Origin of the sequence: Rubrimonas cliftonensis (assembly GCF_900107585.1) — a bacterium.
Taxonomy (GTDB): Bacteria; Pseudomonadota; Alphaproteobacteria; order Rhodobacterales; family Rhodobacteraceae; genus Rubrimonas; species Rubrimonas cliftonensis.
Genome location: NZ_FNQM01000012.1, coordinates 95,478 through 108,128 on the forward strand (window position 1 = coordinate 95,478; position 12,651 = coordinate 108,128).

The window sequence follows — 12,651 nt, forward strand, 5'->3', positions numbered from 1 at the left end:
GGCTCGGTCCACTCCTTCGCTGCGATCCGCATAACCGGGTGCGCAGCCCGGATCCCGATCACAGCGCTCGGGCGGTCAACGGGCCCGGATCGCGATGAGCAGCGCCCTGCGACCAGCCGAGAACAAGTTGGCGTCCGCCGCTCCTGTGAGCGGCTGATCGCCGAGCTGGGCCGACCGATCCGCGACCGACGGCTTCACGGGACGTGACTGCGCGCCGCTCGCGCCGCCTATCAGCGCGGCGGCGGCTTGACGCTGGCGCGCTGATAGGCGGGCCTGACAATCGTGGGAACGACGGGCCGGGGGGCGAGCTTTGGAGCTACATCAGGTCAGATATTTCATCGCGCTCTCACGAAGCCTCAACTTCACGCGCGCAGCCGATGAGTGCAACGTCACGCAACCCTCGCTCACGCGGGCCATCAAGCTGCTGGAGGCGGAAATGGGCGGCGCGCTGGTGCGGCGCGAACGCGGGCTGAGCCACCTCACCGAGCTCGGCCGGCGCCTCCTGCCGCTTTTCGAGCAATGCCACGAGAGCGCGCTGAACGCGCGCGCCGTGGCCGAGGCTGTGAAGGCGCAAAAGCTCGCCGGGCTGCGGCTCGCGATGCACAGCGGCGTCAGCGTCGGGCCCTTCGCCGGCCATCTGTGCGAACTGCTGCGCGCCTGCGACGGCCTCACGCTCGAGATCTCCCGCGGCGACGCGGCGGAGACGGCGACGGCGCTGCGCAACGGCCATGCGGCGCTCGCCATCGCCGAGCCCGACGGCATGACATGGGAGCGCTTCGAATCCTGGCCGCTGTTTCGCGAACCGATCGTCGTCTGCTTCTGCGCCGAACACCCTTTCGCCACCGCAGCCAGCGTCTCGCCGGCGGCGCTTCGCCGTGAACGGGTCATCGTGAGCCGCCGCGGCGTCGTGCGTCGCCTCGACGAAGCGCTGGGCGCCGTCGCGGCCGACGTCGTCGCCACCCTCGATATCGCGGAGGAGAGCGATGCGCGCATGCTGGTGGCGGCCGGGGCGGCGGTCGCGCTGGCCCCGCTGAGCGCGATCGCCGGCGAAGGCGTGGCCACGGCTCGGCTGGAGGGCCCGCCGCTCAGCCGCGAATTGAGGCTCTTCGCCGTTCAGGGCCGCAGGCGCGAACCGGCGGAAGCGATGCTCGCGACGCTGCTCCGCGCCGCGGACTGGTCGGGCTACGCTCTCGATGCCGCGATGGACACCGCCTGAACCATCGCCCCGACATCCATGCGGCGGCGCGGGTCGACGTCGATATGGCGGGCGCAGACCCGCCCGTCGCGGCCGATGACGAAAGTCGCGGGGATCGGCAGCAAGAGGCCTTGATCCCCGTTCGTCTCGGCGAGATTGAGATCGAAGGCGGCGAAGGCGTCGCACAGGCGGGCGTCGATCACCACCGAAAGCCCAAGGAGCGTGGCGACGCCGCCGCCCACGTCGCTCAGCATGGGGAAACGCGCGCCCGCGCCGGCGCGATGCCGCGCGCCCCATGCCGCCCGCTGCGGGGCGACCGCGACGATGTCGCCGCCCGCCCGCAGGATCCGCTCATGCGCCTCTGCGAGCGCCCAGAGATTCACCTGGCAGAAATCGCACCAGCCGCCGCGATGCAGCGCCACGACGATGGGGCGGCCGTCGCGCATCACGTGCAGCCTCCAGAGGCGGCCGGCCTGATCGGGCAGCGCGAAGTCGGGGAACGCGTCGCCCACATCCGGCGCCGCGCTCCCCGCGTCCACCGCGCGAAGCCGGTCCACCAGCGCGTCGACGGCCGCGTCGTAGGCGGGCGCGAGGCTGCGACAGGCGTCCCGGATCACCTCCAGCCGCTGATCGAGCGAGCCGCTCATCGCGCGGGCGCGGACTTGGGCTTCATCCCACGGATCGCTCATTCACGCTTCCTGTCGTTGCGGGCGGCGGCAGGTATTACGACACATCACGGCGGCGTGAGACAATGCGTAGCGGCTTTGCTGTCGATAGCCGAGGCGCAGGGCGCGGCGCGTCATAGCCAAGGGGCATGGAAACAGCAGCGGCCCGGCATTTCCCTTCCAGCGCGCGCCCTGCGCTTCTTGGCGGCAGCCGGCGGAGCATCGTCGGCGCTTCGCAGGGGAGGTCGCCATGAAACTAAAACGCCGCCTGTCGCCGCTTGTCGTAGCCCTCATCGCCGGCGCGCCGGCCGCGCGCGCAGTCGAGGCGCAGCCAGTCGCCGAATGTCCGCCCGAGTTCCGCCTGACCGCACCGCAGGAACTCGTCGCGCCGCCGGACGAGGGCGCGACCCGCGAAGTTCTCACATGGGTGTCGCTCGACGGCTGGCGCGGCGTGGAGGGCCTCGCCCTGCGCATCCGGAAGCTGACGGTGGCCCCGGGCGGCTGGGTGCCGCTGCACTGGCACAACGACCGCCCCTCGGTCGACTACATCATCGAGGGCGTACTGGTCGAGCACAACAGCTTCTGTTCGGTGGAGCTGCCGCACCATGCCGGCGACGCCGCGAACCGGTTCGGCGACTTCCACGCCCACTGGTGGGTTAACCAGACCGACAAGGCGGTGGTGCTGGTCTCCGCGGACGTCGTGCCGCTCGACCAGGTGAACTACTGAGAGCGGCGCCGGCCTGTGGCGCAGGGCGCAGAGACTGCGGCTGCCGAAGGCCCGCGCCGGGCGCAGGGGCCGGGGCGGGCCTTCGTCGCCGCCGTCGCGTTTCTCACACTGGTGGACCTCTTCGCCACCCAGGCGATCATCCCGGCCCTGACCGTCGCCTACGGCGTTACCCCCGCAGAGATGGGGCTCGCCGTGAACGCCTCCACGTTGGGGATGGCCGCGGCGAGCCTGGGCGTGGCGCTTTTCGGCGGCGGGGTTGACCGCCGGCGCGGCGTGGCGCTGGCGCTGGCGCTGCTGGCGGTTCCCACCGCGTTGCTTGCGGTCGCCCCCGACCTGGCGACGTTCGCGGCGCTGCGGGTGGCGCAAGGGGTGTGCATGGCGACGGCGTTCTCGCTGACGCTGACCGCGCTGGGCGAACTGCTCACCGGGCGCGCGGCGGCGGCGGCCTTCGCGGCCTATGTCACCGGCAACGTCGCCTCGAACCTGCTGGGCCGGCTTGCGGCGGCGAGCGCGGCGGAGACGGCGGGGCTGAAGGCGACCTTCCTGCTCTTCGCGGCGCTGAACCTCGCCGGCGCGCTGATGGTCTGGCGCAGCCGCCACGCAGCGCCCGGGATGGCGGTCGATCGCGGGCTTGCGGCGCCGCTGCGCGCGGCGGCGGCGCATCTGGCGCATCCCGGGCTGCGCGGGGCCTTCGCGCTGGGGTTCTGCGTGCTCTTCGCCTTCATCGGCGTCTTCACCTACGTCAATTTCGTGCTCATCGCGCCGCCCTACGACCTGCCGGCGATGAGCCTCGGCGCGGTCTATCTCGTCTTCGCGCCGTCGCTGCTGACCACGCCGCTCGCCGGCCCGGCGAGCGCGCGCTATGGCGCGCGCGCGGCGATCTGGGGCGGGCTGGCGGTCGCCGGCGCGGGGCTCGCGGCGCTGTTGGCGGGGCGCCTCGAACTGGCGCTGGCCGGGCTCGTCGCAGTCGGCGCGGGAACCTTCTTCGCGCAGGCGGCGGCGACGGGCTATGTGAGCCGCGCGGCGCTCCACGCCCGGGCCGCGGCTTCCGGCCTCTACCTCGCGGCCTATTTCTCGGGCGGGCTTGCCGGCGCCGCGGCGCTCGGCTGGGCGTTCGAGCGCTTCGGCTGGACAGGCTGCGTGGCGGGCGTCGCGCTGGCCCTTGCGGCCGGGGCGCTGGCCGCCGGCGCGATGCGCGAGCGCTGAGCGCGGCCGACGCTTCAGCCGTCGTCGCTTCGCGTGGTGAAGAGCGCGGCGATGCGCCAGCCTTCAGCGCCCTGTCGGCACAGCACGCCCACGAGCCAGCGCAGGCGCGCCGGAGCGGCGGCCGCGCCGATCAGCAGCGTGAGGGTCAGCGAGATGTAGGCCGCGCCCTCGTTGATGTTGACGACCCGGGCCGCGTCCAGGTCGGGCTCGACGCGCCACAGCTCCGCTTTCTGAAAGCCCGCCATCCGCTCGACGAGCGCATCGGGCCCCCAATAGGGCCGTCCGTCGTTGACCCACAGGAATTCCGGGCTGTCCCAGAGCGTGCGGCGCACCACCGCAAGGTCGCGCGCGTTCTGCGCGGTGAGAAACCGCAGGTAGAGCGCGCGGATGTCGGCCCCCGCGTCCGTGAGCGCGGCCGGGGCGGCGGCGGCGAAGGCGAGCCCGGCGGCGATGCGGCCAAAGACGCGTCGACTGTGCATGGCGATCTCCTGCGCGTTGGCGGCGATCTGACCCGTCCGGGCCATGCCGCACGGCCTCGCCTGCGGAAGGGGCGGTGTGAAATGCCGTGGAGGACGCGTTTCGATAGCGCGCGTGCATGCGCGGCGGCGGATGCCCAGGCGCTATCAACTGCATAGCGCAAGCCCCGGCGACGCCGGCGCGCCAAACCCACATGCTGCGGCGGCCAGCTTGACTCCAGGGAGCCGCAGCAATGGACCATCGCCGAACCGCCGTCGTCACCGGCTCCACCAGCGGCATAGGGCAGGGCGTGGCCCGCGCGCTTGCCGCGTCGGGCATGAACGTGATGCTGAACGGCTTCGGCGACCGGGACGCGATCGAGGCCGAACGCGCCGCCATGGCGGAAGAAACCGGCGCCGACATCGCCCATGACGGCGCCGACATGTCGCGCCCGGACGAGATCGCGCGGTTCGTGGAGACGACGCGCGCTCGCTTCGGCGCGATCGACGTGGTGGTCAACAATGCCGGCGTGCAGACCGTGGCGCCGATCGAGGACTTCCCGCCCGACCGCTACGACCTGATCATGGCGATCAACATGTCGGCCGCCTGGCATCTCACCCGCCTGACCTTCGCGGCGATGAAGGCTGAAGGGTGGGGTCGAGTGATCAACGTGGCCTCTGCGCACGGCCTCGTCGCCTCGCCCTTCAAGAGTGCCTACGTGATGGCCAAGCACGCCGTCATCGGTCTGACCAAGACTGTCGCGCTTGAGGGCGCAGAGCACGGCGTCACCTGCAACGCGATCTGCCCTGGCTATGTGCTGACCCCGCTGGTGGAGAAGCAGATACCCGAGACCGCGAAGGCGCGTGGGCTGACAGAGGCGCAGGTCAAGCGCGACGTGCTGCTCGCCGCCCAGCCGACGCGCGAGTTCGCCACCGTCGAGGAGATCGGCGCGCTGGCCGCGTTCCTGTGCACAGACGCGGCGAAGCAGATCACCGGCGCGGCGCTGCCGGTCGACGGCGGCTGGACGGCGCAGTGAGCGCCGCCCGACCGGCTGAAGCGACAGCGACCCCGTAGCTAAAAGGGAAAAGCCGATGTCTCGCCGCACCACAAACCACAAGGGCGTCAACCTCGCGCTGCAAGGGGGCGGCGCGCACGGCGCCTTCACCTGGGGCGTGCTGGACCGGTTGTTCGAGGACGACCGGATCTGGATCGAGGCGATATCCGGCACGTCCGCCGGCGCGATGAACGCGGTCGTCGCGGCGCAGGGCATGTACGAAGGCGGCGCCGAGGGCGCGCGCGTGCGCCTCGCACATTTCTGGAAGGCCGTGTCGGACGCGGCGCGCGGCAGCCCGCTGCGCCGCTCGCCGCTGGCGGCGATGACGGGCGACTGGTCGCTCGCGAGTTCTCCGGCCTATGTCGCCTTGGACATGATGAGCCGGCTGGCGTCGCCCTATGACGTCAACCCGATGCGGGTGAACCCGCTGCGCGACCTCGTCAAAAGCCATGTCGACTTCGCCAAGGTGCGCGCCTGCGAGGACATGGCGATCTATGTCGGCGCCACCAACGCGGAGACCGGCCTCGGCCGGGTGTTCCAGCGGGAGGAGATCACGCTCGACGCCGTCATGGCGTCAGCCTGCCTGCCCTACATGTTTCACGCCGTCGAGATCGACGGAGCGCCCTATTGGGACGGCGGTTACTCCGGCAACCCGCCGCTGCTGCCCTTTCTCGATCATTGCCCGTCCGACGACATCATGATCGTCCAGATCAACCCGGTCCGGCGGCCTGGAACGCCGGTCAGGGCGCAGGAGATCCAGAACCGCATCAATGAGATCAGCTTCAATGGCGCGCTTCTGCAGGAGCTGCGGACGATCCACCTGATCAACGGCATGATCGACCGAGGCGAGATCACGAACGGCGCGCGGCGGCGGATGCGCTTCCATATCGTCGAGGCGCGCAAGCGGATGCGCGCGCTCGACGCCTCCTCGAAGCTCAACGCGGAATGGGCTTTCCTGCAAAGGCTCTTCGCGATTGGCCGCGAGACCGCGACGAAGTGGCTGGCGACGAGCTTCGACGCGCTGGGGCGCGCCTCCTCGGTGGACCTTGACCAGATGCTTGGCGCGCAGGCGACCGCGACCTGTCATGCGGGCCACGGTTTGCGCGCCACGGTCGCGTCCGAAAGCGCGACGCCGGAACAGCCTGCGGCTGCGCAATGACTTTCGAAGAACCATCGCTGTCGCCGTCCGGCGACGACCATGACGGCTCCGCCTTTCCCACCGCCGCGGTTCCCTGGGTCGCGACGCGGGGCCTTGCCGCCCCCGCGGGGCGGCGCACCGTCTCGATCTCCGGCGACGGAGGCGTCGCGCCGTACGCAATGGAAGTCACCGCCGCCTTCGCGCGCGACAACGACGTCGCACATGGGCCGCCGAACAATGCGCAGTTCGGTAAGATTGCCATGGAGCGTCGGCCCGGGCGCTTTCGCTTCCGGTCGGCCGATCCTTCTTTCCGGTGCTTCGCCGCCGCCACGCGCCTCTGCGGCGGTGTCGGCGCAACGGCGACCGGCGCCGCCCTCGGCGACCCGCAGGCGGCGGCGTTCGCGGCGATGGGCCCTGCGCTCCTGGAGATCCTGTGCGACGCCGAACTGGCTTGAGGCCGCATGGGCAGGGGCGACGCCTGGCCGAGGCTCCGGTCTCCTCGCGCGCCCCGTCTCAGGCGGCGGAGCGGCTGCGGCGACGGACCCGCGCCGCATTTGCGGCGGCGCTGCTTCTTTTCACGGTCAGCGGAGCTGAACGCAGCGCCGCGCAGGGGATGGTCATCGATGCGCTGGAGCGGCCAGGGAGCGCGGAGGCCGCGTCCGCTCCGGCCAGCGCCGAGGCGGTGCGCGCGATGGTGGCGCGGCTGACGGACGCTGAAGTGCGCGCGCTGCTCCTGGAGCGGCTCGACGCGGTCGTCGGAGCGCAGGATCCGGCGCGCGCTGAAGGCGGTCTGGGGCGCGCGCTCGCAACCTCCGCCGACGCGCTGGCGGCGTCGGTCGCCGGCGCGATCGCGCGGGTTCCGAACATCCCGGCCGGGGCTGCCGAGGGCTTCGCCCGCTTCTGGGCGCCGCGCGGCTGGTGGGGGACGCTGCATCTGCTCGCCGTGGGCCTTGCGGCGCTCGGCGCCGGCCATATCGCTGAGCGCGCGGTGCGGCGGTGGTGGCGGCGCTTAGAGACGCCGCCGGCCGAGGCGAGGCTGGGGGCGACGCTGGGCTTCCTGCTGGAGCGGCTCGCGCTGGAGGCGGCGGGCCTCGCGGCGCTGCTCGCCGCCGCGCGCGCCGTCATCGCCGTCGCGCATCCGCCCGAGCCGATCAGCGACCTGATCCTGACCTTCTTTCTCTTCCTGCCGGTGCTCTATGTCGGGGCGGCGGCCGCGGCGGGGCGGTTCCTGCTGGCCCCCGACGAGCCCGGCGTCAGGCTGCTGGATGTGGACGACGCCGATGCGCGCTTTCTCCAGCGCGCCGTGGTGATATTTGCCGGGCTGGTCGGCTTCCGGGCCTATGTGCTGAGCTTCCTCGGCGGCCATGGCGTCGACCTCGCGAGCATGCGCCTCGGATTCTGGTTGACGCTGCTCGTCCATGGCTGGCTGTTCTACGCCGCATGGCGCGCGCGTGACGCGCTGAGCGGGATGCTCGCCGACGCGCACGCCGCAGGGGACGAGGCGCAGGTGGCGCGCGCCTATCCGTGGGCGGCCATGGCGCTGATCGCGCTGTTCTGGGCCATCACGGAGATCTTCACTGGCCTCGGGTTTTGGCCTCTGCTCGACGAGCGGCTGCCGCTGACGCTCGCCGCGCTCATCTTCGCCCCGGTCGCCGACAAGGGGATCAGGGGCCTCGCGGCGCATCTGTCGCCCGATCCCGGCGGGCCGCCGGACGCCCTCGCCGCGCGCGCCGCGGAACGGGTGCGCCGGGGGCTGCGCCGGATGGGACGGGTGGCGCTCGGCGGCGCGCTGATGCTCGCGCTGGTCGATCTCTGGAACGTCGACTTCTCCGAAGCCGCCATGGGCGCGGCCCCCGCGCGCGTCTCGGCGGCGGCGGTGCATGCGCTCGGCGTGGCGGCCTTCGGCTGGCTGGCTTTCGAGGGCGTCACGCTCTGGATCACCCGCCGCATCCTCGCGGAGACGCCCGCGCCCGCGACCGAGGACGAGGAGCAGGGTGGCGAGGGCGGCGGCGCAGGCGGCAGCCGTCTGTATACGGTGCTGCCGCTGCTGCTGCGGGTCGCGCAGGCCGTCATCTTGCTCGCCACGACGCTGGAGGCGCTGCGCGCGCTCGGCGTGGGCGTCGGACCGCTGCTCGCGGGCCTCGGCGTGCTGGGCCTCGCCATCGGCTTCGGCGCGCAAAAGCTGGTGGCGGACGTGGTGTCGGGCGTGTTCTTCCTCATCGACGACGCGTTCCGCGTCGGCGAATACGTCGAGATCGAGGATACGGTGGGCACGGTGGAGCGCATCTCCATCCGCTCGCTTCAGCTTCGCCATCATCTCGGGGCGGTTCACACCATTCCCTTCGGCGACGTGGCGCGGCTGACGAACTACTCCCGCGACTGGGTGATCATGAAGCTGCGCTTCACAGTGCCCTTCGACACCGACCTCGACCTCGTCAAGAGCATCTTCAAGCAGATCGGCAAGGACATGGCCGACGACCCGGATTTCGCATCCGACTTCCTGCAGCCCTTCAAGAGCCAGGGCGTGCTCGAGGTCAACGATGTCGGCATGGTGGTGCGGGGCAAATTCATGGCGCGTCCGGGCCGGCAATGGGGCCTGCGCAAGGAGATCTTCGCCCGCGTGCAGCGCGCTTTCGAAGCGCAGGGCGTGCAGTTCGCCCGCCGCGAGGTTCGGGTCCGGATCGACGGCGAGGCGCATCCCGTTCCAAAGCCGATCAGGGAGGCCGCCCTGGCGGCCGCCCAGGCGCATCTCGACGAGGATCTGGTGGAGCCCGAGAGCGCGAAAGACTGATCAGGGTCGAGCGCAGCGAGGGCCATGCGCCGTGGCGCGCGGCGCCGCCACGACGACGTGACCGGTCGCGAGCGGGGCGCGTGTCGCCCGAAGGAGGTCGCGACGCCATGTCACACACGAAGGCCGGCGGGGAGGTGACGACGATGCTCGGATGGGGACGGTTCATGAAGGCGGCGGCGCTGGGCGCGGCCGTGCTCGCGACGGCGGCGGTCGGCGGCGTGGAGCGCGCACTCGCCCCGGACGCGAAGCTCTGGGAGCGGTGGACGGCGCATGATCCGGCCTCGCCGTTGACGGTGGACCACGGGCCTTGGGACGCGCTGCTGCGCCGACACCTGGTCGATGCGCCGGGCGTGAACCGCGTGCGCTACGCCGCCTTCACGGCGGCCGACCGCGCTGCGCTCGACGCCTATCTCGCCGCGCTGCAGGCGACGCCGGTGGACCGGCTGGCGCGGCCCGAGCAGATGGCGTTCTGGATCAACCTCTACAACGCGCTGACCGTGGACGTGGTGCTGGAGCACCACCCCGTAGCGTCGATCCGCGACATCGACATCTCGCCCGGACTCGTCGCCGACGGGCCGTGGGGGGCGAAGCTCGCGAAGGTGGCGGGCGAGCGGCTCAGCCTCAACGACATCGAGCACCGCATCCTGCGCCCGATCTGGCGCGATGCGCGCATCCACTACGCGGTCAACTGCGCCGCGGTCGGCTGTCCGGACCTGCGCGCCCGGGCGTGGACGGCTGCGGGGCTGGACGCCGCGCTGGACGCGGCGGCGCGGTCCTACGTCAACGACCCCCGCGGCGTGCGGGCCGAGGCCGGGCGGCTGGTCGTCTCGAAGATCTACGACTGGTTCCACGAGGACTTCGGCGGGACCGACGCCGCGCTGCTGGCCCATCTGATCCGCTACGCCGAGCCGGCTCTGGCTGAAGCGCTGCGCGGCCGCACGCGCATCGACGACGCCGAGTACGACTGGGCGTTGAACGACGCGCGATGACGCGGCGCGCGCTCATGCTTGCGGCCGCCGCGCTCGCCGCGCCGGCCCTCCGCGCCGAGGGGGCGTGGCGCTTTCTCGCCCCGCCCTGGGCGCGCGCCGCGCGGCTGGCCGCGGCGGGGGCCGAGATCGAGCTCGAGGCCGATGGCGCGGTGGGCTTTCTCTGGCGGCCCGCCGCAGCCCGGCCGGGCGACATGCTGCGCTGGCGCTGGCGGGTGGACGCCGCGCCGCCGCCGACCGATCCCGCCGCGCGCGACGCCGACGACCGTCCCGCGGCGGTGCATCTGTGGCTGGACGCGGGCCGCGGTCCGACGCTCTTCGGCCGCCTCGCCGAGGCGCTCGGCCAGCCGCGCGTCACCCATGCGCTGACCTGGCAATGGGGCGGGACGCGCCCCGCGGGGACGCGGCTGGCCAATCCCTACCATGCGCCGAGCGCGATCCTCGTGCTGCGCGGGGCCGGCGAGCCGCTCGGGGTCTGGCGCGAGGAGGCGCGCGACGTCGAGGCCGACCTGCGCGCCGCGCTCGGCGTCGGCGCGGCGTCCGTCGCCGCGCTCGCCATCTCCGCCGACACCGACGACGCCGGCGGCCTCGCCCGCGCGCGCATCGCGGGCCTGGAGATCGCGCATTGACGGACATGCTGGACGATCTCGCCGCGAAGGGCTGGCGCGCGCAGGCGCAGGACGCGGCCGCCTTCGACTGGGCGGGCGGCGCGCGGCTGCCGTTCTGGACGCCGCGTCGGGTCGCGGTCTGGGCGATCAGCCAGTTCTGCCACGGCGAGCGCGCCACCGCCGACATGTGCGCGCGGATCGCGGGCCGCATCGCCGGGGACGCCGCGCGCGCCTGCCTCGAGACGCAGCGGCTCGACGAGGAGCGCCATCTCGTCCTCTACGAGCGCTATCTCGCCCTGCTCGGGGCCCGCGCCGACCCGGCCGGCGCGCTGAGCCGCGCCTACGCCCGCGCGCTCGGGGCGGGCGACGTGCATGCGACCATGCTGGCTTTTCACGTCATCCTCGAAGGTGAGAGCCTGCGCATCCAGAAGGTCGCCGAGGACTGGATGCCCTGTCCGCTGTTTCGCGCCGTCTCCGCCGCCATCGCGCGCGACGAGGCGCGCCACGTCGCCTTCGGCAAGCTTCACCTGCGCCGCAGCCTGCCCGATCTGCCGCTCGCCGAGCGGCTGGCGCTGCTCGAATGGCTCAGGGCGATGTGGCTAGACGCGGCGGTGGCGGTGGCAGCGGCGGTCTCGCCGCTCGGCCCGCTCGCGGCGCGGCTGACGCGGCCGGGGACGCTCGAGGCCAAGTGGCGCGGCCGGCTCGCCGACCTCGAGGGCGCCGGCCTGTTCGCGCCCGAGGAACGCGCGCTGTTCGGCGCGGCATGAGGATCAGCGTCGTCGTCCCGACGCTGAACGAGGCGGCCGCGCTATCCGCGGCGCTGGCCGGTCTCGACGGGGCCGAAGTGATCGTGGCGGACGGGGGAAGCGGGGACGGCACGGCCGAGGCGGCGCGCGCGCTCGGCGCCCGCGTGATCTCGGCGCCGCGCGGCCGGGGACCGCAGCTGGCGGCCGGGGCGCGCGCGGCGACGGGCGAGGCGATCCTGTTCCTGCACGCCGACACCCGCCTCGGCGCAGGCGCGCTCGACGCGCTGCGCGGCGCGCTCGCCGACCCCGCCGTCGTCGGCGGCAACTTCCGGCTGATCTTCGACGGCGAGGACCGCTTCTCGCGCTGGCTGACGGGCTTCTACGCCTGGCTGCGCCGGCGGGGCCTGTTCTACGGCGACAGTGCGATCTTCGTGCGCCGCGCGGCGCTCGAGGCCATCGGCGGCGTGCCCGAGATCGCGCTGATGGAGGATTTCGAGCTGGTCCGCCGCCTCGCCCGCCGCGGGCGGCTCGCCTTTGTGTCCGAGCCGTCCGCCGTCACCTCCTCGCGCCGGTTCGAGGGCCGCCGGCCCTGGCGCATCGTGGCGGGCTGGGTTGCGATCCACGCGCTCCATCTGGCGGGGGTCTCGCACCGCCGGCTCGCCCGGCTCTACCGTTCGGAGCGGCGCCGAGGCGGTCCCCCAGCCGGCGCGTGACACGCGAAGCGGGCGTCTCACGGGGGGGGGCTCGCCGTGGTTACTGCGGCGCGGCGGCCGCAGCGGCGATAGTGACGCCAGGCGACCAAGATCGCCGACCCGAGCCCAGGGGTCGCGCCGCCGCGGCGCGCCCCCGCTACGCCGCCGATACGCGACCACGGACGCCTTCCTCATAGCAGTCGTTCAACACCCGCAACCTTGGCGCATCAACGCCGTCTGGGGGCTTCCACGTCATCGTTTCCGGACAGGAGTCTCTGAAGCGGCCGCCCTTCAGCGGGACAGCAGCGGACCGCGCGGATCACGGATGTCGACGTCGCGCGCCGCGGGCGGCGTCCTTTTCATTCAACGTAACGTTTCCGCGCCGTG

13 protein-coding genes are annotated in these 12,651 nt (G+C 72.7%); 11 read left to right on the top strand and 2 right to left on the bottom strand.

All coding sequences use genetic code 11. The features are described from left to right. The first annotated feature begins 310 nt into the window (after nt 1-310). Nucleotides 311-1,216 carry a LysR family transcriptional regulator gene (locus tag BLW43_RS16305; RefSeq protein WP_093255066.1) on the top strand — a complete coding sequence of 302 codons (906 nt, stop codon included), beginning with the start codon at nt 311-313 and terminating at the stop codon, nt 1,214-1,216. Here BLW43_RS16305 and BLW43_RS16310 read toward each other — a convergent pair. Continuing rightward, complete coding sequence (locus BLW43_RS16310) at nt 1,183-1,884, bottom strand: peroxiredoxin-like family protein (RefSeq protein ID WP_093255068.1); 702 nt, start codon at nt 1,882-1,884, stop codon at nt 1,183-1,185. The genes BLW43_RS16305 and BLW43_RS16310 overlap by 34 nt on opposite strands. 226 nt (nt 1,885-2,110) lie before the next feature. Between BLW43_RS16310 and BLW43_RS16315 the strand changes: the two genes are divergently transcribed. Together BLW43_RS16315 and BLW43_RS16320 are read left to right on the top strand one after the other, a co-directional pair. Next, nucleotides 2,111-2,587, top strand: a complete 477-nt coding sequence (locus BLW43_RS16315; protein ID WP_093255070.1) for a cupin domain-containing protein — start codon at nt 2,111-2,113, stop codon at nt 2,585-2,587. 15 nt (nt 2,588-2,602) lie between these two features. Continuing rightward, on the top strand, nt 2,603-3,793 hold the full coding sequence (locus BLW43_RS16320; protein ID WP_093255072.1) for an MFS transporter: 1,191 nt from the start codon (nt 2,603-2,605) through the stop codon (nt 3,791-3,793). 14 nt (nt 3,794-3,807) lie between these two features. Here BLW43_RS16320 and BLW43_RS16325 read toward each other — a convergent pair whose 3' ends face one another. Then, nucleotides 3,808-4,317 carry a nuclear transport factor 2 family protein gene (locus tag BLW43_RS16325; RefSeq protein WP_093255074.1) on the bottom strand — a complete coding sequence of 170 codons (510 nt, stop codon included), beginning with the start codon at nt 4,315-4,317 and terminating at the stop codon, nt 3,808-3,810. 185 nt (nt 4,318-4,502) lie between these two features. On the opposite strand from BLW43_RS16325, the gene BLW43_RS16330 reads away from it, so the two are divergent. From BLW43_RS16330 to BLW43_RS16360, 8 genes are all read left to right on the top strand, one after another. Next, nucleotides 4,503-5,285 (top strand): 3-hydroxybutyrate dehydrogenase, encoded by a 783-nt coding sequence (locus BLW43_RS16330; protein WP_093255075.1) that lies wholly within the window; start codon nt 4,503-4,505, stop codon nt 5,283-5,285. Nucleotides 5,286-5,340: 55 nt separating this feature from the next. Then, nucleotides 5,341-6,462, top strand: a complete 1,122-nt coding sequence (locus BLW43_RS16335) for a patatin-like phospholipase family protein (protein ID WP_093255077.1) — start codon at nt 5,341-5,343, stop codon at nt 6,460-6,462. Further along, nucleotides 6,459-6,896: a thiamine pyrophosphate-dependent enzyme gene (locus BLW43_RS16340; RefSeq protein WP_093255078.1), complete on the top strand. Its 438-nt coding sequence runs from the start codon at nt 6,459-6,461 to the stop codon at nt 6,894-6,896. The genes BLW43_RS16335 and BLW43_RS16340 overlap by 4 nt, the downstream gene beginning before the upstream one ends. A 158-nt stretch (nt 6,897-7,054) precedes the next feature. Continuing rightward, a complete protein-coding gene (locus tag BLW43_RS16345; protein ID WP_093255080.1) occupies nt 7,055-9,232 on the top strand; it encodes a mechanosensitive ion channel family protein in 2,178 nt (725 codons plus the stop codon). A gap of 107 nt (nt 9,233-9,339) precedes the next feature. Further along, entirely contained in the window at nt 9,340-10,221 is an 882-nt protein-coding gene (locus BLW43_RS16350) for a DUF547 domain-containing protein (RefSeq protein ID WP_217632210.1), read from the top strand. Next, nucleotides 10,218-10,847 (top strand): DUF3047 domain-containing protein, encoded by a 630-nt coding sequence (locus BLW43_RS16355; protein WP_093255081.1) that lies wholly within the window; start codon nt 10,218-10,220, stop codon nt 10,845-10,847. Before BLW43_RS16350 ends, BLW43_RS16355 begins: the two co-directional genes overlap by 4 nt. Before the next feature lie 5 nt (nt 10,848-10,852). After that, nucleotides 10,853-11,593: a diiron oxygenase gene (locus BLW43_RS23000; protein WP_245731095.1), complete on the top strand. Its 741-nt coding sequence runs from the start codon at nt 10,853-10,855 to the stop codon at nt 11,591-11,593. Next, on the top strand, nt 11,590-12,285 hold the full coding sequence (locus tag BLW43_RS16360) for a TIGR04283 family arsenosugar biosynthesis glycosyltransferase (protein ID WP_175478955.1): 696 nt from the start codon (nt 11,590-11,592) through the stop codon (nt 12,283-12,285). The genes BLW43_RS23000 and BLW43_RS16360 overlap by 4 nt, the downstream gene beginning before the upstream one ends. Nucleotides 12,286-12,651: the final 366 nt, after the last annotated feature.

What these genes read in the sequence shown, in the direction of transcription:
- BLW43_RS16310 (WP_093255068.1), bottom strand. Translation starts at nt 1,884, where the DNA reads ATGAGCGATCCGTGGGATGAAGCCCAAGTCCGCGCCCGCGCGATGAGC.
- BLW43_RS16315 (WP_093255070.1), top strand. Translation starts at nt 2,111, where the DNA reads ATGAAACTAAAACGCCGCCTGTCGCCGCTTGTCGTAGCCCTCATCGCC.
- BLW43_RS16325 (WP_093255074.1), bottom strand. Translation starts at nt 4,317, where the DNA reads ATGGCCCGGACGGGTCAGATCGCCGCCAACGCGCAGGAGATCGCCATG.
- BLW43_RS16330 (WP_093255075.1), top strand. Translation starts at nt 4,503, where the DNA reads ATGGACCATCGCCGAACCGCCGTCGTCACCGGCTCCACCAGCGGCATA.
- BLW43_RS16335 (WP_093255077.1), top strand. Translation starts at nt 5,341, where the DNA reads ATGTCTCGCCGCACCACAAACCACAAGGGCGTCAACCTCGCGCTGCAA.
- BLW43_RS16340 (WP_093255078.1), top strand. Translation starts at nt 6,459, where the DNA reads ATGACTTTCGAAGAACCATCGCTGTCGCCGTCCGGCGACGACCATGAC.
- BLW43_RS16345 (WP_093255080.1), top strand. Translation starts at nt 7,055, where the DNA reads ATGGTCATCGATGCGCTGGAGCGGCCAGGGAGCGCGGAGGCCGCGTCC.
- BLW43_RS16350 (WP_217632210.1), top strand. Translation starts at nt 9,340, where the DNA reads ATGTCACACACGAAGGCCGGCGGGGAGGTGACGACGATGCTCGGATGG.
- BLW43_RS16355 (WP_093255081.1), top strand. Translation starts at nt 10,218, where the DNA reads ATGACGCGGCGCGCGCTCATGCTTGCGGCCGCCGCGCTCGCCGCGCCG.
- BLW43_RS23000 (WP_245731095.1), top strand. Translation starts at nt 10,853, where the DNA reads ATGCTGGACGATCTCGCCGCGAAGGGCTGGCGCGCGCAGGCGCAGGAC.
- BLW43_RS16360 (WP_175478955.1), top strand. Translation starts at nt 11,590, where the DNA reads ATGAGGATCAGCGTCGTCGTCCCGACGCTGAACGAGGCGGCCGCGCTA.